Annotated in this window: 20 protein-coding genes; 16 read left to right on the forward strand and 4 right to left on the reverse strand. The window is 70.7% G+C overall.

From position 1 onward, the window contains the following. Window positions 1-8: 8 nt before the first annotated feature. Window positions 9-107: an RICIN domain-containing protein gene (locus GTY47_RS05280; protein WP_234025770.1), complete on the forward strand. Its 99-nt coding sequence runs from the start codon at window positions 9-11 to the stop codon at window positions 105-107. Window positions 108-164: 57 nt separating this feature from the next. On the opposite strand, the gene GTY47_RS05285 is transcribed toward GTY47_RS05280, so the two are convergent. After that, complete coding sequence (locus tag GTY47_RS05285; RefSeq protein ID WP_029180988.1) at window positions 165-935, reverse strand: FadR/GntR family transcriptional regulator; 771 nt, start codon at window positions 933-935, stop codon at window positions 165-167. Window positions 936-1,093: 158 nt separating this feature from the next. Between GTY47_RS05285 and GTY47_RS05290 the strand changes: the two genes are divergently transcribed. The 9 genes from GTY47_RS05290 to GTY47_RS05330 all read left to right on the forward strand — a co-directional run bounded on the left by GTY47_RS05290 (window position 1,094) and on the right by GTY47_RS05330 (window position 12,755). Then, window positions 1,094-2,365: an extracellular solute-binding protein gene (locus GTY47_RS05290; protein ID WP_010037414.1), complete on the forward strand. Its 1,272-nt coding sequence runs from the start codon at window positions 1,094-1,096 to the stop codon at window positions 2,363-2,365. 4 nt (window positions 2,366-2,369) lie between these two features. Continuing rightward, window positions 2,370-3,245 (forward strand): sugar ABC transporter permease, encoded by an 876-nt coding sequence (locus tag GTY47_RS05295; RefSeq protein ID WP_010037415.1) that lies wholly within the window; start codon window positions 2,370-2,372, stop codon window positions 3,243-3,245. After that, window positions 3,245-4,072, forward strand: a complete 828-nt coding sequence (locus GTY47_RS05300; protein WP_010037417.1) for a carbohydrate ABC transporter permease — start codon at window positions 3,245-3,247, stop codon at window positions 4,070-4,072. The genes GTY47_RS05295 and GTY47_RS05300 overlap by 1 nt, the downstream gene beginning before the upstream one ends. A gap of 3 nt (window positions 4,073-4,075) precedes the next feature. Beyond that, entirely contained in the window at window positions 4,076-5,278 is a 1,203-nt protein-coding gene (locus tag GTY47_RS05305; protein WP_010037419.1) for a mandelate racemase/muconate lactonizing enzyme family protein, read from the forward strand. Beyond that, a complete protein-coding gene (locus GTY47_RS05310; protein WP_010037420.1) occupies window positions 5,275-5,508 on the forward strand; it encodes a hypothetical protein in 234 nt (77 codons plus the stop codon). Before GTY47_RS05305 ends, GTY47_RS05310 begins: the two co-directional genes overlap by 4 nt. Before the next feature lie 68 nt (window positions 5,509-5,576). Further along, window positions 5,577-6,398 (forward strand): sigma-70 family RNA polymerase sigma factor, encoded by an 822-nt coding sequence (locus GTY47_RS05315; RefSeq protein ID WP_010037421.1) that lies wholly within the window; start codon window positions 5,577-5,579, stop codon window positions 6,396-6,398. Between the two features lie 516 nt (window positions 6,399-6,914). Further along, window positions 6,915-8,396, forward strand: a complete 1,482-nt coding sequence (locus GTY47_RS05320; protein ID WP_010037422.1) for a ricin-type beta-trefoil lectin domain protein — start codon at window positions 6,915-6,917, stop codon at window positions 8,394-8,396. Between the two features lie 121 nt (window positions 8,397-8,517). Further along, on the forward strand, window positions 8,518-11,439 hold the full coding sequence (locus tag GTY47_RS05325; protein WP_029180989.1) for a glycoside hydrolase N-terminal domain-containing protein: 2,922 nt from the start codon (window positions 8,518-8,520) through the stop codon (window positions 11,437-11,439). Continuing rightward, a complete protein-coding gene (locus tag GTY47_RS05330) occupies window positions 11,436-12,755 on the forward strand; it encodes an RICIN domain-containing protein (protein ID WP_102514914.1) in 1,320 nt (439 codons plus the stop codon). The genes GTY47_RS05325 and GTY47_RS05330 overlap by 4 nt, the downstream gene beginning before the upstream one ends. A 271-nt stretch (window positions 12,756-13,026) precedes the next feature. On the opposite strand, the gene adh is transcribed toward GTY47_RS05330, so the two are convergent. Both adh and GTY47_RS05340 read right to left on the reverse strand, forming a co-directional pair. Continuing rightward, on the reverse strand, window positions 13,027-14,544 hold the full coding sequence (adh, locus tag GTY47_RS05335) for an aldehyde dehydrogenase (protein WP_010037429.1): 1,518 nt from the start codon (window positions 14,542-14,544) through the stop codon (window positions 13,027-13,029). A 106-nt stretch (window positions 14,545-14,650) separates the two neighbouring features. Next, on the reverse strand, window positions 14,651-15,883 hold the full coding sequence (locus GTY47_RS05340; RefSeq protein ID WP_010037430.1) for a helix-turn-helix domain-containing protein: 1,233 nt from the start codon (window positions 15,881-15,883) through the stop codon (window positions 14,651-14,653). Window positions 15,884-16,186: 303 nt separating this feature from the next. Between GTY47_RS05340 and GTY47_RS05345 the strand changes: the two genes are divergently transcribed. Continuing rightward, window positions 16,187-16,489: a hypothetical protein gene (locus tag GTY47_RS05345; protein WP_050810205.1), complete on the forward strand. Its 303-nt coding sequence runs from the start codon at window positions 16,187-16,189 to the stop codon at window positions 16,487-16,489. Here the strand turns inward: GTY47_RS05345 and GTY47_RS05350 are convergent. Next, on the reverse strand, window positions 16,455-16,943 hold the full coding sequence (locus tag GTY47_RS05350; protein WP_029180991.1) for a hypothetical protein: 489 nt from the start codon (window positions 16,941-16,943) through the stop codon (window positions 16,455-16,457). The genes GTY47_RS05345 and GTY47_RS05350 overlap by 35 nt on opposite strands. A gap of 709 nt (window positions 16,944-17,652) precedes the next feature. Here GTY47_RS05350 and GTY47_RS05355 point away from each other — a divergent pair. From GTY47_RS05355 to GTY47_RS05375, 5 genes are all read left to right on the forward strand, one after another. Continuing rightward, window positions 17,653-19,518, forward strand: a complete 1,866-nt coding sequence (locus GTY47_RS05355) for a phage tail sheath subtilisin-like domain-containing protein (protein ID WP_029180992.1) — start codon at window positions 17,653-17,655, stop codon at window positions 19,516-19,518. A 34-nt stretch (window positions 19,519-19,552) separates the two neighbouring features. Next, the gene (locus GTY47_RS05360; RefSeq protein ID WP_004003113.1) at window positions 19,553-20,077 is read left to right on the forward strand and encodes a phage tail protein; all 525 of its coding nucleotides are present in this window, start codon (window positions 19,553-19,555) and stop codon (window positions 20,075-20,077) included. Window positions 20,078-20,182: 105 nt separating this feature from the next. Next, window positions 20,183-20,917, forward strand: coding sequence for a hypothetical protein (locus GTY47_RS05365; RefSeq protein WP_010037438.1), 735 nt, complete (start codon window positions 20,183-20,185; stop codon window positions 20,915-20,917). Next, window positions 20,910-21,662, forward strand: coding sequence for a hypothetical protein (locus tag GTY47_RS05370; RefSeq protein ID WP_010037440.1), 753 nt, complete (start codon window positions 20,910-20,912; stop codon window positions 21,660-21,662). Before GTY47_RS05365 ends, GTY47_RS05370 begins: the two co-directional genes overlap by 8 nt. 79 nt (window positions 21,663-21,741) lie before the next feature. Next, window positions 21,742-22,656, forward strand: coding sequence for a DUF4255 domain-containing protein (locus GTY47_RS05375; protein ID WP_010037450.1), 915 nt, complete (start codon window positions 21,742-21,744; stop codon window positions 22,654-22,656). Window positions 22,657-22,662 lie beyond the last annotated feature (6 nt).

The following is a 22,662-nucleotide window of genomic DNA, read 5'->3' on the forward strand; positions in this document are numbered from 1 at the left end:
AGTCCGGACTGTGCCTCGACGCCAACGCCGGCGGCACCGCCAACGGCACCAGGATCATCCTCTGGTCCTGCAACGGCGGCAGCAACCAGCAGTGGGCGCAGCGATAGCGGAACGCGTCGGCCTCGCTCGCGGCAGGACCTGTCGGTCGCGAGCGGGGCTCGCCTCTAACGCCGTAGTCGGGTCGGCTCGCCCGGTCCGCTGCGGCGCACCACCCACGCCTCGGTGATGTGGGTGAACATCGCCTCGGCCGCACCCCTGGGGTCGTGCGCGGCGATCCGCTCGTAGATGCGCCGATGGCCGTGGTTGGAGGCGACGCAGAAGGCGCGGCCGGTTCGGCCCACGTAACGGGCGGAGTCGATGACCTGACGCTCCAGCGAACGCACCACGGCACGGCCGATGCGGTTCCCTGACGCCTGCATGACGGTGTCGTGGAACGCCCGGTCCTCTTCGTGGTACGCGGCGGGGTCGTCGACGAGCTCGTCCATCCGCTCCACCAGACTGCGTAGCCGGTCGATCACCTCGGCGTTCGCCAGGCGGGCGGCGACGTTGGCCATGTCGGCCTCCAGCGCGCGGCGGGTCGCGACGAGGTGATCGAGGATGGCCAGGCTCTCGTCCTCCGTGATCGTCGCGCGGAGGACCAGCTCGTCGAGCATGTTCCACTTCGCCGGCGGGGTGACCATCGTGCCGGCGCCCTGGCGGACCTGAACCAGCCCCTTCTCCTGAAGGATCTTCACCGCCTCGCGGACCACGGTGCGGCTGACCGAGAAGGTCTCGCAGAGTACGGGCTCGGGGGGAAGCGGCGAACCGGACGGATGGACTCCACGGACGATCCGCTCCACCAGCTCAGCCGTGACCGCGGCGGCAAGGTTCGCCGGGCGCCGGCTCCAGGCTGGGGCCTCGGAGGCCTCTGCGGATGACTGCGGTACTGCCGTCATGACACCCCCCGGGGCCCGTGCCGTACCACGGATGCTCGCCAACTATACGGCATCCGGTTGACGTCATACGTCATACGAGTTACATACGTCATACGAGTTGCGTTCCTCCTCAGCCTCAACCGCCGGACAGCCGGCCACCTCAGGAGAGTGGGGCAGCAATGAAGCAACGAACACTGTGGTCGGTGACCCTGGTTGCCGGCCTCGTCGTCTTAGCCGGCTGCGGCAGCGCCTCCGACCCGGATGCGGCGTCCGGTGGTTCGAAGGGCAAGCTCGTCGTCTGGGACTGGAAGTCCGGCGACGCCACAGCGTCCTCCTACGTCAAGAAGGCCAAGGCCGACTTCGCCCAGCGGCATCCCGGCGTGACGGTCGAGTTCGTCGCGCAGCCGTTCGATCAGTACTACACCCTGCTCGGGGCCGCCATCCAAGCCGGCAAGGGGCCGGACGTCATGCTCTTCAACGGTGGCGGGCAGATCCGTGACCGCGCGGACTCCCTGCTGCCGCTGGACGAGTACGTCCGTGACGACAGGAAGCGGCTGGCCGGGTGGGATGCCTTCACCAAGGACGGCAAGACCTACGCCGCCCCGGTGACCTTGCAAGGTCACCCGATCTACTACAACAAGTCGCTGTACCGGAAGGCGGGGCTGGACCCGGAGCAGCCGGCCACCCGTTGGGACGAGTTCGTCGCCGACTGCCGGACCCTCACCAAGGCGACCGGTGCCAGATGCTTCGCGCAGGGCAACAAGGAAGGCATCGGCATACAGTTCTTCCTGTCCGGGCTCGGCTCGGGCGTCCTGTCGCCCAAGGAGTACGACGACTGGATCGCCGGCAGACGAGACTGGTCCTCGCCGGCGGTCAAGCGGGTCTTCTCGCTCTGGAAAGAGGTCAACGACAAAGACCTGAACAACGACGGGGCGAACTCGACGGCGATGTTCAACGACGCGTTCGCGGTGTTCCAGTCCAACAAGGCCGCCCACGTCATCGGGCTGATGTCGGACACCGGGCACTGGAAGGACTTCACCGAGTTCCTCGACGCCGACGACGTCGGCGTCATGAAGTCGCCGGTCGTCATGGCCGGCGCCACGCCGAGCCTTCCCTACGACGGCGGCATCGGCTACGCCGTCGCGAAGTGGACCAAGGACCCCGAGGTCGCCGCCGACCTGGTGCGATCCCTGACCTCGACCGACGCGCTGAAGTCGTTCTACGCCGACGCGGGCGCCATCGCGGCCGACCGCACCGTGGACGTCTCGGGCGGCGGCCCGGCCGTCGCCACCATCGTGTCCGGGATCGACCGTGGCAAGCCCGCTCTGCACGTGGCCCTGCCGTCCAGGACCGTGGAACTGATGGGGCGGCTGTCTCAGCAACTGCTGAGCGGATCGGTCACGGTGGACGCGGCGGTCAGGCAGCTGGCGGCGTCCGACCAAGCGGGCTGAGGCCATGTCACCGGTCGGCCGGCGCGCCGAACGCCTCGCCCCCTACGTCCTGGTCGCTCCCGCTGTCCTGATCATCGTGGTGCTCCGGCTCTGGCCACTGGGACTGGGCGTCAGCTTCTCCTTCACCGGTGACGGCGAACGCAACGGCGCCACGGTGGGGCTCGACAACTACGCGGAGCTCATCCACGACCCGCTGTTCCGCACCGCGCTGCGCAACGTCGGATGGCTGGTGCTGCTGCTGCCGGTCGCGGTCGCGATCCCGGGACTGCTCGCCACCTTCATCCACCTGCGGGTGCCGGGGCATTCGTTCTTCCGGAGCGTCTACTTCTTCCCGGCCGTGCTCTCCCCGGTGATCGTCGGCGCGATCTTCAACCTGCTCCTGGCCTTCGACGGTCCGCTGAACACCGTGCTCGGCGGCTCGGGAGTCGGCCCGGTCGACTGGCTCGGCGATCCCGACGTAGCCATCTTCACCGTCGTCGGCGTGCACATCTGGGCGACGGCGGGGATGGCGCTGGTGGTGTTCCTGGCCGGGTTCGCGACCCTGGACTCCGCACTCCTGGACGCCGCCCGGGTCGACGGCGCCTCGCTCGCGCGGATGATCTGGCACGTCATCATCCCGGGTCTGTCCCGCACCATCCAGTTCGTCGTCGTCACCACGATGATCGGAATGCTGACCTCGATGTTCGGACTGCTCTACGTCATGACCAGTGGTGGCCCGGAAGGGTCGACATACCTGCCGGAGTACTACATCTGGGTCCAGCAGGGGCAGATGAGCCGCCCGGCGCTCGCCTCGGCCGCGTCCACCGTCCTCTTCCTCGTCATGCTGGTCGTGGGCCTGCTCCAGGTCGGCCTGCTGCGCCGGGCGGGGAGGGAGGACTGATGTCCCGCCCGGGGCCGGGCAGATGGCTGGTCGCCGTGCCCATGGGCCTCCTCGCCATGGCGACGGTCTACCCGCTGCTGTTCACCGCCAACGTCGCGATGAAGACCCGCCGGGAGTACATCCTCGACCGGTTCTCCCTGGCGAGCACTCTCCGGTGGGACAACCTCAGCACCGCGTGGAACAGCGTCGGCATGGGGCGGTACTTCCTCAACTCCGTGATCGTGGTGGCCTGTGCCGTGGCGCTGTTGCTGCTGATCGGGTCCATGGCCGGGTTCGCGCTGGCCCAGGTGCGGTTCCGTGGCTCGTCCGCGCTGGCCCTGGTCTGCCTCACGGCACTGTTCATCCCATTCCAGGTGATCATGGTGCCGCTGGCCAGGATCATGGCCGACGGCGGTCTCATCGACACCTATCCCGGGCTGGTCCTCGCCTATGTCGCTCAGTTCCTGCCGTTCACCGTCTTCCTGCTGACGAGCTACTACCGAGCGGTGCCCACCGAACTCGTCGACGCCGCACGGATCGACGGAAACACCCTGTACGGCGTCTACCGGCGGATCATGCTGCCGATGGGTGCTCCGGCACTGCTGTCGGTGGGCATCCTCGACGCGCTGTTCTGCTGGAACGACGTGCTCATCTCGCTGCTGATGATGCCGTCGGCCGACCATCGCACCCTGATGGTGGGCATCACCTCACTGCGCGGCCAGTACTCCGCCGACATCCCCACCTTCGCAGCCGGTGTCCTGATCGCCGGGCTGCCCGTGTTGGTGACCTACCTGTTCCTGCAGCGCCAGATCGCCGACGGCGTGACGGCCGGCGCGACGAAGGGCTGACGCATGCGCATCACCGGGTACAGAACCCTGACGACGGCACAGCGATGGGGCCGACCCGTCGGTGACGCCAACGGCGTCTACGCCGACGGCGTCATGCCCGTGCCGGTCGTCATCGTCGAGACCGACGAGGGGATCACCGGAGTCGGCCTGGGACCGCACGTGGAAGCCGAGGCGATCTTCGCCGCCATCGACGGCCAGGACCCGCGCGCGGTGACCGCCCTCTACGACCGCATGCTGCGGCACACCTTCAAAGCCGGGCACGCCGGCGTGGTGTTCGGCACGATCGGCGCGTTCGACACGGCGTTGTGGGACATCAAGGCACAGGCGGTGGGGGAGCCGCTGTGGCGGTTGCTCGGCGGCAGCGACCGCGTGGTCGACGCCTACGCCTCCGGCCTGGACATCGGCCTCACCGATGACGAACTCGTCGCCACCTACCAGGTCTATGCCGAACGGGGGCTGAGGGCGGCGAAGCTCAAGGGCGGCCTGGACATCGAGCGTGACCTGCACCGGCTGTCGCTCGTACGCGAGGTACTGACCGAGGCCGCGCACGGGAGGCGGCCAGGGCTCATGCTGGACGCGAACGAGTCCTGGAGCCGCAAGCAGGCGGTACGCCACGTCGGTGAACTGGAACGCGCACTCGACCTGACCTGGATCGAGGAGCCGGTCCGGCGCTGGGACGCCGACGGCCTGGCCGCTGTCAGCCGTGGCGTACGGGCGGCGGTCGCCAGTGGGGAGAACCTCACCGGCCTCGAGCAGTTCGGCCCGCTGATCGCGGCGGGAGGCGTCGACATCGTCCAGACGGCCGCGGTCTGGGGAGTCACCCACTTCCTGCGTGTCGCCGCGCTGGCGCACGCCTACGACCTGCCGGTCAGCCCGATCGGCAACACGCCCGTCGCGCTGCTGCACGCCGCGACATCGGTGCCCAACCACCTCGTCAGCGAACTGCAGGGCCTGCGGCCGCCGATCGGCGTCGCGATGGACCTGCACGTCGAGGACGGCGCCTTCGTGCTCGGTGACACGCCGGGCCTGGGCATCCGGATCGACGAAACGGCGATGACCTCGGCCCGTCAGCGAACGGCACACGCACCCGACGGACCGCACATACGGCCGGAGCGGGCCGGTCGGCGGCTGCTCGCGGTCACTCCTGGACCATGCCGATCCACCGCTGAAGGGACGTTCGACACCATGGGGATGGAGGATCGATGAAGGCGGTTGTCCACCGCGGGCCCCGGCCCCTGGAGATCGAGAGCCGGGCCGCCGAGGCGCCGGTCCCGGCGAAGGAGCGCGGCGGGCGCGGCGTCCTCGGCCGGATCCCGGCCGGTCGCCGGAGGTACGCCGACGATCTCGCCGCGGCCACGGTGTTCCTCGCCTTTTCGGCGCAGGAACAAGTCGACGGCATCGTTCTTCCCGTTGACGGCGGACGGCCGGGGCGATGACGGGCTGCCAGGCATTACCAGCCGGCCGCCCCCGAGTCGGTCGTGCGCGCGAATCCGACGGTGGCGACATGCGCGGCACGCGGGGCGGCCTTGCCCGAGGCAACGCGTACGGGCACGTGATGCGAGCCGGCCGAGCCGACGAGACGAGCCTGGTCGTCGCCGCACAGGCCGGCGATCCACGAGCGCTCGACGACCTGGCCGCGACGTACCTGCCGCTGGTGTACGCGATCGTGCGCAGGGCGCTGGGTGAGCTCGCGGACGTCGACGACGTGGTGCAGGACACGATGCTGCGCGCACTTCCCGAGCTGCGCACGTTGCGCGCCCCGGAGTGCTTCCGGCCCTGGCTGGCCACGATCGCGACACGGCAGATCAGCACCCATCTGCACCGGCGGCAGGCGGACGCCGAACGGACGGCCCCACTCGACGAGATGACCGACCCGCCGGACGCCGACGCCGAGAACCTGGCCCTGATCCACGTCGAGCTGTCCGGTCATCGCCGAAGGACCGTACGCGCCAGTCGATGGCTCGACCCGGACGCCCGGGCGCTGCTGTCGCTGTGGTGGCTGGAGACCGCGGGCCGCCTGACGAGGGTGGAGCTCGCGGCAGCGCTGGGAACGAGCGTGGCTCACGCGGGTGTGCGGGTCCAGCGGATGCGCAACCAACTGGAACTGAGCCGGGCAATCGTCGCCGCGCTGGAAGCCAGCCCTCGGTGCCCACTGCTGACCGCCGCGCTGGGGGGCTGGGACGGCGTACCGAGCGCGCTGTGGCGCAAGCGCATCACCCGGCACACCCGGTCCTGTGCGGACTGCGGCCGGGCCGCCGACGAACTGGTCCCCCTTGAGCGGCTGAGTGTCGCCTTGGCGCTGCTCCCTTCGCCTGACGCCGCTTAAAGAGAGCTGCCGTGATTTACACGCGAGCGTCACTCGGATTCACCGACTGAAAAGGTTATGCGGGGTGGCAGCCGAAAGTCGCGCTTCTCCATTTGGTTGCGCGGCGGCGCAGGCCCAAAGATAACCATGCTTCTCCTCTTGAATAGACCATGACAATCTGCCAATGTTCTAGTGCTCTACTCGCTGCTTTCTCCATTCATGACCTGTGAAATCGAAAGCGGCACGCCCAGCATTCCGGCGGCGTTCGCCGGCGGTGGTGATGACGGTCGATGGGGCTACTCACCCAGACAACTCCCCCTGCCGACCGGAGATTCGGGCGAAGCGGGGGAGTGAGGCTTTCCAGGCGCCACGGCAGCGGCATGACGCTGACATGCTCGCTGCGCGAGCGATCTGGGAGGGGCCGGCGCGGAGAGGGCAAGCTCCGCGCCGGCTCGGCCGACTGCCGCCGGGCGGCCCGCGTCAACGGACCCCGCACAGCGCAGACGTGACCACACCGCCAACCGGGAAGGCACGACCATGCCCCACACCCCTCGCCGGCGCCACCTCGCCCGGGCGCTCGCCTGCGTCCTGACCGCTCTCAGCGCGCTCGCGGTCGCCGAGCACCAGAGCGCCTCGCCGGCCGCCGCCGACACCGCCCAGTTCCGCGGCGTCAACTGGGCCCGACTCGGTGACAACTTCCACGGTGGACCGCTGGTCCTGCATGGGTTGAGCGCCTCCGACAGCTACGAGACGGTCGTGGCGAAGGCCAACGCCGTCTACACCGGCTTCGAGAACAACCTCGGCGCCAACACCGTTCGGCTCCCGATCAACACCTACACAGTCGGGACGAACTGGTGGAGCGCGTACGCGGGCGCGATAGACGCGGCCACCGCGAAGGGATTCAAGGTCGTCCTCTCCTACTGGGACGACGGGGTGGCCGCCCGCGACGGTCGCATCGTCAACCCGAGCGCCTTCGACACCATGTGGAACACCGTTCTCGCCCGGTACGGCACCAACAGCCTCGTCCACTTCGAGCCGATGAACGAACCGGGCGGGCACAGCGCCGCCGAGTGGGCGAACGTGGTGAGCAACTGGATCAGCAGCCACCCGTCGATTCCGCGGAACCGCGTCTTCGTCAGTGGCGCCGGCCTGAACACCGACATCAAATCCATGTGCGCGGACCGCCGCCTTGACGGGACGTTCCTGTCGCTGCACCACTACACCTTCTTCAGCGGCGCGAAGACCTACGACCAGTGGGTGGCGTACCTGCGGAACGCGATCGGCTCCTGCGCCGACCGCACTGTCGTCGACGAGTTCGGCGCGCCGATGGATACCGGGCTCAACTACCACGACGCCGGCAGCACCGACAACTTCGTGCGCTACTTCCGGGCCACCACCACGGTGCTCCGGGAACTGCGGATCGGCTCGATCTACTGGCCCGGCCTAGGCGGGAAGATACGCGCCGGCCAGGGCGACGACTGGTACGCCATGCAGAAACTGCACGGCACCGGTACCAACCTCACGCTCAGCACCCCCAGCCCCAGCGGCCGCGAGCGCCTCAGATACGGCTGGGGCCTGGACGGCGACGTCCCGGCCCCGACCAGCCTGCTGCGCGACGTCAGCACCGGGCGCTGTCTCGACATCCCCGGCGGGACCACCGCGAACATCCAGGTCCAGGTGTCCACCTGCGCCAACACGGTTGGCCAGCAGTGGACCTTGACGGCGGGCGGGCAGATCACCGCACTCGGGGGCCAGAAGTGCCTGGACGCCTACGGCAGCGGGACGACGAACGGCACCGTGGTCGGCACGTGGGCGTGCAACGGCGGCGACAACCAACGTTGGACGGTGGGCGCTGACGGCACCATCCGCAGCGTGCGCTCCGGCCTCTGCCTCGACGTGAACACCGCCACCTTCAAGGTGCAGCTGTGGGCGTGCTGGGGCGGCGACAACCAGAGATGGCAGATCCAGAACACCGACGCGCGACGTGGCGCCCGACTCGGCGGAAACGGTGGACGGTGACCGCTCGGCCTGTTGGCCACCCGGCCACGCGCCCACCGGGGCAGGGGTGGCGGCCGGGGCCTCGACCGTGACGGGTGACGAAACGTCAGTGACCTGCTCCATTCCGTGAAGGGAGAACGACATGTCCGAGGTGACACGCAGACGGTTTCTCGCCGCGGGAGCGGCGGCTGGAGCAGGGATCGTGCCGGGTGGGTGGACGGCCACCGCCAGGAGCGGCTCGGCCGCGCCGCCGAAGGTCCTGGCCGCCAACGATTTCGCACTGTGGTACGACAAGCCGGCCGGCACGGAGTGGCTGCGGGCACTGCCGATCGGCAACGGACGCCTCGGCGCGATGGTGTTCGGCAACGTCGACAACGAACGGCTGCAGCTCAACGAGGACACCGTCTGGGCCGGCGGTCCGTACGACTCCGCCAACCCCCGCGGCGCCGCCAACATCGCTGAGATCCGGCGGCGGGTCTTCGCGGATCAGTGGGGGCCGGCGCAGGACCTGATCAATCAGACGATGCTGGGCAGCCCGGCCGGACAGCTCGCCTACCAGCCGGTCGGAAACCTTCTGCTCTCCTTGGGCAGCGCTACCGGCGCGTCGCAGTACAACCGGACGCTCGACCTCACCACCGCCACGGCCGTCACGACCTACGTGCTGGGCGGCGTGCGGTACCAGCGTGAGGTGTTCGCCAGCGCGCCGGACCAGGTGATCGTGGTCCGGCTGACGGCCGACCGGGCCAACTCCATCGCCTTCAACGCCACGTTCGACAGTCCGCAACGGACCACGGTGTCCAGCCCGGACGGGGCCACGATCGCCCTCGACGGCGTCTCCGGCACCATGGAGGGCATCACCGGGCGGGTCCGGTTCCTCGCCCTGGCCCACGCCGCCGTGACGGGCGGCACGGTCAGCAGCTCGGGCGGCACACTGCGGGTCTCCGGCGCCACCAGCGTGACGGTGCTGGTGTCGATCGGCTCCGGCTACGTCGACTTCCGGAGGGTCGACGGCGACTACCAGGGGATCGCGCGGCGCCACCTCAACGCCGCCCGCGACATCGGCATCGACCAACTGCGCAAGCGGCATCTCGCCGACTACCAGGCGCTGTTCAACCGCGTGTCGGTCGATCTGGGACGTACCGCGGCGGCCGACCAGCCGACCGACGTACGCATCGCACAGCACGCGCAAGCGAACGACCCGCAGTTGTCCGCCCTGTTGTTCCAGTTCGGCCGGTATCTGCTCATCTCGTCCTCGCGGCCGGGCACCCAGCCGGCGAACCTGCAGGGCATCTGGAACGACCAGATGGCTCCCTCCTGGGACTCCAAGTTCACCATCAACGCCAACCTGCCGATGAACTACTGGCCCGCCGACACGACGAACCTGTCCGAATGCTTCCTCCCGGTCTTCGACATGATCGACGACCTGACCGTGACCGGCGCCCGGGTGGCCCAGGCGCAGTACGGCGCGGGCGGCTGGGTGACGCATCACAACACCGACGCGTGGCGGGGCGCCTCGGTCGTCGACGAAGCGCGGTGGGGGATGTGGCAGACCGGTGGCGCATGGCTGGCCACCCTGATCTGGGACCACTACCTGTTCACAGGTGACACCGACTTCCTCCGCTCGAACTATCCGGCCCTGAAGGGCGCCGCCCAGTTCTTCCTCGACACCCTGGTCGCCCACCCGTCGCTCGGATACCTGGTCACCAACCCGTCGAACTCCCCGGAACTCGCTCACCACGCGAACGCCACCGTCTGCGCCGGGCCCACCATGGACAACCAGATCCTGCGCGACCTCTTCAACAGCGTCGCCCGAGCCGGCGAAGTCCTCGGCGTGGACGCCGGCTTCCGCGCTCAGGCGCTGGCGGCCCGGGACCGGCTGGCGCCGACGAAGGTCGGCTCCAGGGGCAATGTCCAGGAGTGGCTGGCCGACTGGGTGGAGACCGAGCGGACGCACCGGCACGTCTCCCACCTGTACGGTCTGCATCCGAGCAACCAGATCACCAAGCGCGGTACACCTCAGTTGCACGAGGCCGCGCGGCGGACGCTGGAGCTGCGCGGTGACGACGGGACGGGTTGGTCGCTCGCCTGGAAGATCAACTTCTGGGCGCGGTTGGAGGACGGTGCCCGGGCCCACAAGCTGATCCGGGACCTGGTGCGGACGGACCGGCTCGCGCCCAACATGTTCGACCTGCACCCACCGTTCCAGATCGACGGCAACTTCGGCGCCACCTCGGGCATCGCGGAGATGCTGTTGCAGAGCCACAACGGCGAACTGCACGTGCTGCCGGCGCTGCCGGCCGCCTGGCCCACCGGGCGGGTGAGCGGACTGCGCGGCCGCGGCGGTTACACCGTCGGCGCCGAGTGGAGCAGCGGCCGGATCGAGTTCGTCGTCACACCCGACCGAACCGGTGCCGTCCGGGTGCGCGGCCGGATCTTCACCGGCGAGTTCACGCTGCGGGACGAATCGAGCGGCGAGCCGGTCCAGCCGAAGCGGCTCGAGGCCGATCTCATCGAGTTCACCGGCCAGGCCGGCCGCACCTACCGCGCGTCCGCACTCAGGTCGGGTCCGGTGGAGGCCGGCGTGGCCTACCGGCTGGTGGCCCAGCACAGCGGCAAGGCCGCCGATATCAACGGTGCGTCCACAGCCGCCGGTGCGCGGCTGATCCAGTGGCAGATCACCGCCGGTCTCAACCAGCACTTCGAGTTCCTGCCCTCCGACGGCGGGCACTACAAGATCCGGCTCGGGCACAGTGGTCTGTTCCTGCAAGTCGCCGGTAGCGGCAGCGGCGCCGACATCACCCAGCAGCCCGGTACGGACGCCGCCGGCCAGCAGTGGCGGATCGTCGACCACGGCGGTGGCGTGATCGGTCTGGTCAACCGGCAGAGCGGCCTCGCCCTGGACGTGTGGGAGGCCTCCACCGCCGACGGAGCCCGCATCTCCCAGTGGGCGGCCACCGGCAGCACCAATCAGCGCTTCCGACTCGACCGCATCCAGCCCCAGGGCGAACTGCGGTCCCACCGACCAGTCAGAGCCATGTCACCGAGCAGCGAGGGAGTCGCATGATGTCGATCCACAGATGGTTGTTCGGGCGAGCCGTGTCAGCGGCATTGCTCGTTCTGGCCATGGCCGGCGGGGCAGGAGTCAGCGTCGCGGCCGACACGTCGCCCACCGCCGGGGCCACCCTTGCGGGGACCGCCGGATGCGGACGTGCCCCCACACTGACGAGCGGTACGCACACGATTCAAAGCAACGGCAAGAGCCGCTCCTTCATCCTGAGCATCCCTGAGAACTACGACAACACCCGCCAATACCGACTGATCTTCGGATTCCACTGGTTGGGTGGCACCGCCGGGCAGGTCGCCGGGGGCGGAAGCGATGGCGATGTCTATGCCCACTACGGACTCCGGCGACTGGCGGACAACAGCGCGATCTTCGTAGCTCCGCAGGGCCTCAACAACGGCTGGGGCAACTCCGGCGGCGAGGACGTGACCTTCGTCGACGACATGATCAGGCGTATCGACAACGACCTCTGTGTCGACACCACGCAGCGCTTCGCCCTCGGCTTCAGCTACGGCGGAGCCATGAGCTACGCACTCGCATGTGCCAGGCCGAACGTCTTCCGCGCGGTCGCCGCGATAGCCGCGCCCGGGGGGATCAGCGGGTGCAGCGGGGGCACCCAGCCCTTCGCGTACATGGGAATCCACGGCATCAACGACAACATCGGCGCCGGCCGCGGGATGCGGGACAGGTTCGTCAGGAACAACGGCTGCACTCCCCAGAACCCGCCGGAGCCCGCGCCGGGCAGCCGCACCCACATCACCACCGCCTACTCGGGTTGCCGAGAGGGGTATCCGGTCGTCTGGGCCGCGTTCGACGGAGGTCACCAGCAAGGCCCCGTGGACGGGTGCGCCGGCTGTGAGAGCGGCGCCAGGAGCTGGGTCAAGCAAGAGGTCTGGAGCTTCTTCACGGGTGCTGAGCCGAACCCGAATCCCCCGGACCCGACCACCTTCCGGCTGCGGAGCCAGTCCGCCGACCGATGCCTGGACGTCAGCGGTGCCAACTCGTCCAACGGCGCCCAGATGATCATCTGGGACTGCCACACCGGCACCAACCAGCGGTTCACTCAGACCGGACAGACCCTGCGGGTGATGGACAGATGCCTGGACGTGCCGAACGACGCCGCCCCCGGCACCCGAGCACGGATCTGGGACTGCACCGGTGGCGCGAACCAGCAATGGAATGTCAACACCGACGGAACCGTCAGCAACGTCCGGACCGGACTCTGCCTGGACGTCAACGGCGGCAGCACCGCCAACGGCGCCGCGGTGATCGTGTGGAGCTGCCACACCGGCGTCAACCAACGCTGGGCCCGAGCGTGAGCAGACACGGAGCGGCGCGTTGGACATCGCCAACCGGTACGGCGCGCAGCCCCCGTGTTCCATCACGGCACAGGTTGCAGAGACCGTCCGTGGGCCTCCATGCCAGTCCAAGATGTCGATGCTGCGGCGGGCCAGTCGTAGAACCGTTCGCCCTTGGCTCCCGGCCCCGCCGACAGACGCTGCCGCGCGCAAGCCGGGCTCGATCGAGAGCGGGTTGAGTGAAGGGCGCCTGACAGGCGGAGGCCCAGGTCAGGCGCCTTCTCGCATGTGTTTAGAAGAAACCCAGCTTCTTCGGCGAGTACGACACCAGAAGATTCTTCGTCTGCTGGTAATGGTCGAGCATCATCTTGTGCGTCTCGCGTCCGATGCCGGACTTCTTGTAGCCGCCGAAGGCCGCGTGCGCCGGGTACGCGTGGTAGCAGTTGGTCCACACCCGGCCCGCCTTGATCGCGCGGCCCATGCGATAGGCCGTGTTGCCGTCGCGGGTCCAGACGCCCGCGCCGAGGCCGTACAGCGTGTCGTTGGCGATCTTCAGGGCTTCGTCGACGGAGTCGTACGTCGTCACCGAGACCACCGGGCCGAAGATCTCCTCCTGGAAGATCCGCATGTCGTTGGTGCCGCGGAAGATCGTCGGCTCGATGTAGTAGCCGCCTTCCAGGCCGGGCACCGCACGGGGGTTGCCACCCGTGACGACCTCGGCGCCCTCCTTCCGGCCGATGTCGAGGTAGGAGAGGATCTTCTCGTACTGGTCGTTGCTCGCCTGCGCGCCGAGCATGGTGTCCGGGTCCAGCGGGTCGCCGCCCACGATGGCCCGGGTGCGCTCGACACAGCGGGCCATGAAGTCGTCGTAGATCGACGAGGGGATCAGGGCGCGGGACGGGCACGTGCAGACCTCGCCCTGGTTGAGGGCGAACATCACGAAGCCCTCGACCGCCTTGTCCAGGAAGTCGTCGTCGGCGGCCATGACGTCGGGCAGGAAGATGTTCGGGCTCTTGCCGCCCAGTTCCAGCGTGACGGGGATGATGTTCTCGCTCGCGTACTGCATGATCAGGCGACCGGTCGTGGTCTCCCCGGTGAACGCCACCTTCGCCACGCGCGGGCTGGAGGCCAAGGGTTTGCCCGCCTCCACGCCGAAGCCGTTGACCACGTTGACCACGCCGGGCGGGAGCAGGTCGGCGATCAGCTCGATGACGTAGAGGAGACTGGCCGGGGTCTGCTCGGCCGGCTTGATGACCACGCAGTTGCCGGCGGCCAGCGCGGGGGCCAGCTTCCAGGTGGCCATGAGGATCGGGAAGTTCCACGGGATGATCTGGCCGACCACGCCCAGCGGTTCGTGGAAGTGGTACGCGACGGTGTCGGCGTCGATCTCCGCGATGCTGCCCTCCTGCGCGCGGACGACGCCGGCGAAGTACCGGAAGTGGTCGACGGCCAGCGGGATGTCGGCGGCCAGCGTCTCGCGGACCGGCTTGCCGTTCTCCCAGGTCTCGGCGACCGCGATCTTCTCCAGGTGCTCCTCGATGCGGTCCGCGATCCTGCCCAGGACACGCGCGCGTTCCGCGGTGGAGGTGCGGCCCCACCGGTCGGCCGCCCGGTGCGCGGCGTCCAGGGCCAGGTCGACGTCGGCCGCGGAGGAGCGGGCGACCTCGCAGAAGACCTTGCCCGTCACGGGGGTCGGGTTTTCGAAGTAGCGGCCCTCCACGGGGGCGACCCAGTCGCCGTCGATGAAGTTGTCGTAGCGGCGGGCGAAGGCGACGATGCTGCCGTCCGTTCCGGGCTGCGCGTACACCATGGCGGCTCTCCTCGGTGAGATGACGGGCGGGTGACGGTTCACGCCGTCGTGACGACCTCACTGTGCTCCCGGGAGGTTGGCGCAAGGTTGGCGCCGTGGCGGGCCGTCAGTCCCGTCGGGCCGTGGTCAGGCGGCCCCGCGCGATCGCCCGGCGGGTGTCGCCGGGGCCGAGCAGGTGCAGCGCGTGTTCGTGGATCTCCGCGTCGTACGGGGCCCGTTCGCCGTAGCGCAGGGCGTGTTCCGGGTGCGTGCTCGCCAGTACGGCCTCGCGTACGGCCACTTCGAGGCGGGTTCGCCACTCCTCGATGCCGGGGGCCTCTGAGCGGGGGAGCAGCGGGCCGCCGTAGAGGCGCAGGGCGGTGTCGGTGTCGCCCTGCTCCAGGGCGCGCAGGACGTCGTCGGCGTCGCAGGAGACGGGGATCGTCAGGGCGTAGCGGCGTGGGGAGACGCCGCCGCCGAGGGCGCGGCGCAGGTGGGAGATCTCCGCTTTGAAGGTGGACGCGGTGACCGGCCGGTCGCCGTAGAGGGCGGCGCGCAGCCGTTCCGGGGAGAAACCGTCGGGTTCGAGCGCGAGCAGGGTGAGGATCTCCACCTGGCGGGGGCGCAGGGGGAGTGGCCGTCCCTCCCGCACGGCCGGGACGGCTCGTTCCGCGCCGAGGCAGGTGAGCCGCAGCTGTCCCGGGCGAGGCTGTTCCGTGGCGAGGCGGGCCTCGATGGTGGACACCAGTGTGCGTACGGTGGACATGGCCAGGGGGTGCGAACGGTCCCAGGTGGTCGACAGGTCCAGCACGCCGAGGACGCGCCCGTCCGGGCCGTGGACCGGGGCGCAGTAGCAGACCCAGCCGTGCAGGGCCGACACCAGGTGCTCGGCGGAGAAGACGGAGCTGGGACGGCCGGTGCGCAGGGCGAGGGACAGGGCGTTGGTGCCCATGGCCTGCTCGTCCCACCGGCCGCCCGGGGCGAAGTTGACGCGCTCGGCCCGGCGGCGCATGGTCGGGCCGCCGCAGGTCCACAGGATGGTGCCGGACTCGTCGGTGACGGCCGTGACGAAGCCGGCGTCCTCGGCGATGCTGCGCAGTTCCCCGGCGAGGCCCGCGACCGGCCGGTACAGCGGCGAGGACGTCCAGCGCTGGTGGACGGGGCCGGCGTCGGTGACCGGGGCGCTGTCCCGCCCGGGGTCCACGCTGCTCAGTGAGCGCGCCCAGGACTCGGTCACCTCGTGGCGCAACGCCGCGCTGCCGCCCGGCCGCGCGCCCGCGGCGCTCAGCCGCGGCACCCAGCGGGACCACTCGTGCTCCAGCACGGCCCTGCGCTGCCGGAGGTCAGGGCGCTGTGACATGGCCTCTCCCTGCCGTCGTACCGGGAGGCCCGGTTCCGGGCGCGGTGCCGGCCCGGTCCTCGGCCTGAGGTCAGTGTTACCGGATGCGTACGGCCGGGGTCGAGCAGCCCGCCGGAATGCGAAGCGGCCCGCGCCGCCGTGCCGGAAGCCTTCACCGGGAACGACCCCGTCCTGAACGTGCGACCGCCTCACTGGATGTTTGTCCGGTGCCCGGGTGCCGCCGTACGGGTGACGGGTTCACCCGACCCGACGGACGGGACCCGGCCCGCGTACCACCGGCGTGCCGCGTCGCGTTGACCGGGCATGGACAGCACTGAGACGGCGCGGCGCCTTCTCGGGAACGACGCCGCTCCCCGGTCGTTCGCCGAACTCACCAGCGGATACGGGGGGCATCCGCCCATCTACGCGGCCCTCGTCGCCGAATGGCAGGCCAGGGGCCACGCGATCCCGGAGCACCGTGACGGCCAGTGGGTCTCCTTCGCGGCGCCGTCCGCGAGCGAGACCTGGGCCGCCCTCACCACCTGGACCGTCGGCCGGCACCCGGGGACGGCCGCCCCCGACGGCACTCACCTCACCAGCAGTCGGCCACCGCGTGTTCCGCGCTGACCGGTGCCAGCACGGCGAGGGTCTCGGTGGCCTCCCGCAGGGCCGACTCCAGCGTGCCGGGGGCGTGCAGGCTGCCCGTGCCGTCCGGCGGGACGAGCCACTCCAGGCGCCCGGCGGGCCGGTAGGGCGGCGGCACGGCGACCCAGGAGCCCCGGCCGACGTGCCGGACCCCGAAACCGACCCACTCGCTGACGGGGTCGGGTGGCAGGAAGAAGCCCACTCTGCGGGCCGCGCTGTCCACCAGGGTGGGGCCGGGCATCTTCAGGGGGTCGCGCCACAGATAGTCCAGGGCGAGCAGGCCGAGCCGGTCGGGGACGCTGAGCACGTCCCAGTACCGCCCCGCCTCCACCAGCGCCGTCCCCGTGCCGTAGTCCCACTCCCGCTTGCACTCCTGAGGGTCCCTGGCGGCCGCGGCGAGCCACTCGACGGCTTGCTTCCACATCACGCTCTGCATGGCCACCCCAGGCACAGTCGGCAGCGCCCCGACGGGCGCACGCTGGACACGGGCCGGTGACCCGCGGAGCCTCGGGCTCCGCGTGCCGGTCCGGCACTGGCCATGCTCGTAGATATTTCTACGCGCTGGAAGGGGTGGCGCAGCCTGGCGTTCGGGTCGGGCATGTCCCGGTCGAAAGGGGGCACTCGGGGGTGGATCCCGTAAGGCATCGATCAACTCCGTGCGTGTCCATGGCGCCCCGCCGAAACCGGCCATCGAGGGATGTACGACTGGGGGAGAACCTGCGGAGTGCGCCGGGCGGATGAGGCACCGGTGCCGGAGGCGCGGGGTCTTCCAGGCATGCCCTCCGCCCGGCGATCACCGCCGCTGTGCAGGAGGTGTGGACCACTCCACGAGGGCGCGCGGGTGTGATGTGCGGATCGCGGAATTCTGCCTTCACAGAACCTTCCACTGTGCTGGCCAGAACCCGTCTTGTTCGGCCAACTCCGAACGCAAGAAGGTGGGTTGAGCACTTGAGCATCAGGAGTCACAAGCGTGCTGCTTGACCCGGGCGACCGAACCGCACGGGTACTGACGGGGGAACTGATGAGGTGCGCGTGTGTCCCCCGCCGGCGGGCGGGGGCCCGAGTCCTCGCGCATGGCCGGAACGTCCCTCCCTCACCTCTCTTGGTGCCGTCATCCGGTGCCCGAGACAGGGATAGGAGGGGGAATGCCGATGAGTGCAGTGAGCGCCGCCAAGCCGACGTATCCCGGTGTCTACGTCGAAGAGCTTCCCAGCAGCACCCGCACCATCTCGACCCTGACCACTTCGGTGACCGCCTTCGTGGGCCACACCCGCCGCGGTCCGCTGAACGAGCCGGTCCGCGTCACCAGCTTCACCGAGTTCGAGCGCCGCTTCGGGGGGCTGAGCGCCCAGAGCGCCGTCGGCTACGCCGTTCACCAGTTCTTCGGCAACGGCGGCACCGTCGCCGTGATCGTCCGGGTCGCCAAGGCCGGCAGCGGCAAGGCCGCCCGCGTCACGCTGGAGTCCACCGAGGGCCACAGCGAGTGCGACGTCCTCGCGGTGCACGCCAAGGAACCCGGCGTGTGGGGCAACGGCCTGCGCGTCGCCGTCGACTACGACACGCCCCGCCCGGAGGAGACCTTCAACCTGCGGGTCCACGACGCCAAGGGCGAGGCCCGCGAGAGCTTCACCGGCCTGTCCACCGACCCGTCCCACGGCCGGTACGTGCAGACCGTCGTCAACGCCGGCTCCCGGCTGGTCCGCGTCGAGGTCGTGGGCGAGGGCCGCCCCGACCCGTCCGGCACCGTCTCCAAGCCCTTCGGGCACGACCTGCCCGACCTCGCCGTGGACCTCACCGTCAAGATCGGCGACGTCGAGCGGGAGTTCACGCTCTACGACCCCGACTGCGACGGCGAGGCCCCGCACTCCGTCGCCGAGCTGGCGCTGCTGCTGGAGCGCAAGCTGCGCGCCCTGCCCGACGCGCCCGGCAAGCACGCCTTCGCGGGCGCCGAGGTCACCGCCTTCGGCCGGCGCATCCAGGTCGTCGCGGGCTCCACCGACCCCGAGGACGTCGTCCGCTTCCTCGGCGAGTGCGCCAACGACCTGGGCCTGGAGGCCTCCGTCAACCCGCCCGTCTTCCCGCTGGAGGGCGGCGAGGACGGCGAGGCGCCCGGACCGCGCGACCTCATCGGCTCCGAGGCCGACAAGTCCGGCATCCAGGCGCTGCGCGGCGTCGCCGACGTGAACCTCCTCGTGCTGCCCGAACTCGCGGGCTACGAGAAGACGGAGGACGCCGTCACCGTCGTCTCGGCCGCCCAGCGGCTGTGCCAGGAACGGCGGATCTTCCTGCTGGTCGACGCGCCGGGCACCTGGGTCAGCGTGGACACCGCCCGGGCCGGGCTCGCCGCCTTCGACGCCGTGCGCGGCAACCACGCGGGCCTGTACTTCCCGCACCTCCAGCTCACCGACCCCCTCACGGGCCGGCTGCGCTCCTTCCCGCCGTCCGGCGCCGTCGCGGGCGTCATCGCCCGTACGGACTCCGAGCGCGGCGTGTGGAAGGCCCCGGCCGGCACCGAGGCCCGGCTCGCCGGCGTGCACTCGCTCACGGTCAACCTGACCGACCGCGAGACCGGCCTGCTCAACCCGCTCGGCGTCAACTGCCTGCGCACCTTCCCGGTGACCGGCCCGGTGGTCTGGGGAGCGCGCACGCTGGAGGGCTCCGACGCACTCGACAGCGAGTGGAAGTACGTGCCGGTGCGGCGGCTCGCCCTGCACGTCGAGGAGAGCCTTCAGCGAGGCCTCCAGTGGGTGGTGTTCGAACCCAACGACGAGAACCTGTGGCAGCAGATCCGGCTCGCCGCCTCCTCGTACCTGCACACCCTCTTCCGCCAGGGCGCCTTCAAGGGCGGCACGCCCCGCGACGCCTACTTCGTCAAGTGCGACAGCGACACCACGACCGCCGAGGACATCGAGAACGGCATCGTCAACGTCCTGGTCGGCATCGCGCCGGTCCGCCCGGCCGAGTTCGTGATCGTCAAGATCCAGCAGACGTCCGGGCAGTTCGCGCTCTGAGCAACGCTCCAAGGAATCCCTGAGGACATTTTCGATGGCAGAGTTCACGGTCAACGCCCATCGTTTCGACCCGTACAAGAACTTCAAGTTCCTGGTCCTGTGGGACGGTCGGACGGTCGCCGGCATCAGCAAGATCAGTCCGCTGAAGCGGACCACCGAGGTCGTCAAGCACCGGCACGGTGGCGACCCCTCGTCCCCCCGCAAGTCGCCCGGCCGCTCCGAGTTCGAGGGCATCACCCTGGAGCGCGGCGTCACGCACGACCCCGAGTTCGACCGCTGGGCCAACAAGGTCTGGCAGGTCGGCGCGGGCCTCGGCTCCGAGGTGTCCCTCGCCGACTTCCGCAAGGACATCGTGATCCAGGTCCTCAACGAGGCCGGCCAGGTCGCCGTCTCGCACAAGCTGTACCGGACCTGGCCGAGCGAGTACCAGGTCCTCGGCGAACTGGACGCCAACGCCAACGCGGTGGCCATCCAGTCGCTGAAGCTCGAGTGCGAGGGCTGGGAGCGGGACTACGAGGTGCCCGAGCCGGAGGAGCCGTCGTTCCTGAACCCGGCGTAAGCGCTCCGCTGGGAAGCGCCGGGTGGGGTTGTTGTTCGTCTGCGGGTTCGTGGGGGCTGGTCGCGCAGTTCCCCGCGCCCCCACGGGGCACGTGTTGGGGGAGGCATGGCCATCACACAGGCGGCCGAGTTCCTGGTCACCTGGGAGTCCGGGCTCGGCCAGGCACCGGCCGGGCGCGCCCTGCTGCTGCACCGGGCCGCCCGCCCGGACCTGGGCGATGACCCACAGGCCCTGCTGTCGCTGCCGGTGGGGGAGCGCGAGGCGGATCTGTTCGCCCTGCGCAAGGCCCTGTTCGGCGAGCGGATGCAGGTGCGCCTGGAGTGCGCGGCGTGCGGCACGGACATGGAGTTCGAGCTGGACGCCGGGGAGTTCGCCCGCACCCTGGCCGACCGGGGCGATCCGCTGGTGCGGGTCGCCGAGGACGGCTGGGAGGTCGAGTTCCGGGTGCCGGCCGTCGCCGACCTGACGGCGGCGGCCCGGGACGCCGACCCGCGCCGGGCCCTGCTCGCCCGGTGCGTGGTCACCGCCGTACGCGACGGGCAGCCCGTGTCAGCGGACGCGCTGCCGGTCGCCGTGCAGCGCCGGATCGCCGAGGCGGCCCGGGCCGCGGACCCGGGCGGCGACGTCACGCTGAACGTCGCCTGCCCCGAGTGCGGCGAGGCCACCCGGGCCGAGCTGGACATCGCCTCCTACCTGTGGACCGAACTGGACGCATGGGCCCGGGACCTGCTGCTCGACGTCCATCTGCTCGCCACCGCGTACGGCTGGAGCGAGCCGGAGATCCTGGCGCTCAGCCCGCTGCGGCGCCGCTACTACCTGGAGCTGTGTGCGGATGCCTGAGTCCACCGGGGACGATCGCCCGGAGCCCGACTTCCTCGACCGGCTGCTCGCCCGGCACGCGGCGCCCGCCGCGCGGCGTCCCGGCGTGGTGCGCGTACGGCCCCGGCTGGCCGGACCGTTCGAGCGGATCGAGGCGGTACGGGGCGCCGCGCCGGACCCGGACGGCACCGAGCCGCTGTGGCCCGTCGCCGCCCCGGCCGCCGTCGCCCGGCCGGACCTGGCCCGCCCGGCGGCCCGCGAGGTCGTCCGTACGGAACGGGAGCGGACGGTCGTACGGACCGAGCAGGCACCGGCAGCGGCCGAGAGCGGGATGCGTCCGGCCCGGCCGGCCGAGCCCGAGGGGCCGCTGCTGCGTCCCGTCACCCCGACGGGCCCCGCGCTGCGGCCGGCCACCGACACCGCGCGCCGCGCGGCGGGCCGGGGCCGTACCGAGCGGGCGGCCCCCACGAACGCGGCGTCCGTGCCAACCCCCCCTGGTGCGGACGCCGCTCCGCCCACCGCCGTGTCCGCCGCGCTGCTCCCCAGCGCGGCGGACACGGCGGCCGCACGGGACGCCGTCCGGCAGGCGGCGGCCCGGCGGCCCGGGCGCCAGACCGAGCAGGTGGTGCAGGTGCAGATCGGGCGGCTGGAGGTCACCGCCGGCGGCCCGCCCCAGCGCGGTGGCGGCAGGCCCCGGCCGACGGGCGCGGAGCGCCCGCGGGCCGCGGTCAGCCTGGCGGACTACCTGGCCAGGGGGCGCGAGTGAGGACGACGAGACCGACCGGCGGGACGAGCAGGACCAGAGGGACCGAGGACAGGACCGGAAGGACCGGGGAACCGACGCCATGAGTAACGCACTTGCCATCGCCCATGTCACCCAGGCCCTCGCCCTGCTCATCGAGACCAACCTGCCCCCGGACATCGACATCGCCGTCAAGGTCGAGCCGCGCAAGCCCCCGGCCGACCCGCCGACCGAGCCCACCATCACCGTGTTCCTGTACCAGGTCACGCCCAACACCGCGCAGCGCAACACCGACCTGCCCACCCGCGCCGCCGACGGCACGCTGGTCCGGAGGGCGGCCGCGCCGCTCGACCTGCACTACCTCATCAGCGCCTACGGCGAGGAGGCGGAGCTGGTCGGGCAGCGGCTCATCGGGTCGGTCGTACGCACACTGCACGAGATCCCCGTCCTGCCGAAGGACATCATCGAACTGGCGGGCGAGCGCGCCCACTTGTCCGGGAGCGACCTGGCCGAGGCGGCGCAGCGGGTGCGGTTCACGCCCACCGTGATGGACATCGACGAGACGTCGAAGCTGTGGGGGATGCTCCACCAGACGCCGTACACGCTGTCGGTCGTCTACCAGGCCGCCCTGGTGTTCATCGACGGCCGCGAGGTCCCGGTGCCGGGCAAGCCGGTGGAGCGGCCCGAGGTACGGGTGCTGCCGTTCGGGGCGCCCGGCGCGCCGGTGCCGCCGAAGCTCCCCGACGGGGGAGAGCAGCCGATGGCGCGGCCCGGGGCCGGCGCGCCGCCCGAGGCCGGGCGGGAGGCCGGCGCGGCGGTCGCGAAGGCGGCTCCTGCCAAGGCGCCCGCGACGGCGGCTGCGAAGGATCCCGCGAAGGCCCCGGCCAAGGCCGCCGCCAAGGCTCCGGCGCGTGGACGCCGGACCGCGACCGCGAAGAAGGCCGCCGCCAAGTCCTCTGCCGAGGAGACCAAGGACGCCCCGGCCCGGGCCGACGGCGGCGAGAACGCGGAGAGCTGAGGCGGC

This window comes from Streptomyces sp. SID5464 (genome assembly GCF_009862985.1).
Lineage (GTDB): Bacteria > Actinomycetota > Actinomycetes > Streptomycetales > Streptomycetaceae > Streptomyces > Streptomyces chartreusis_D.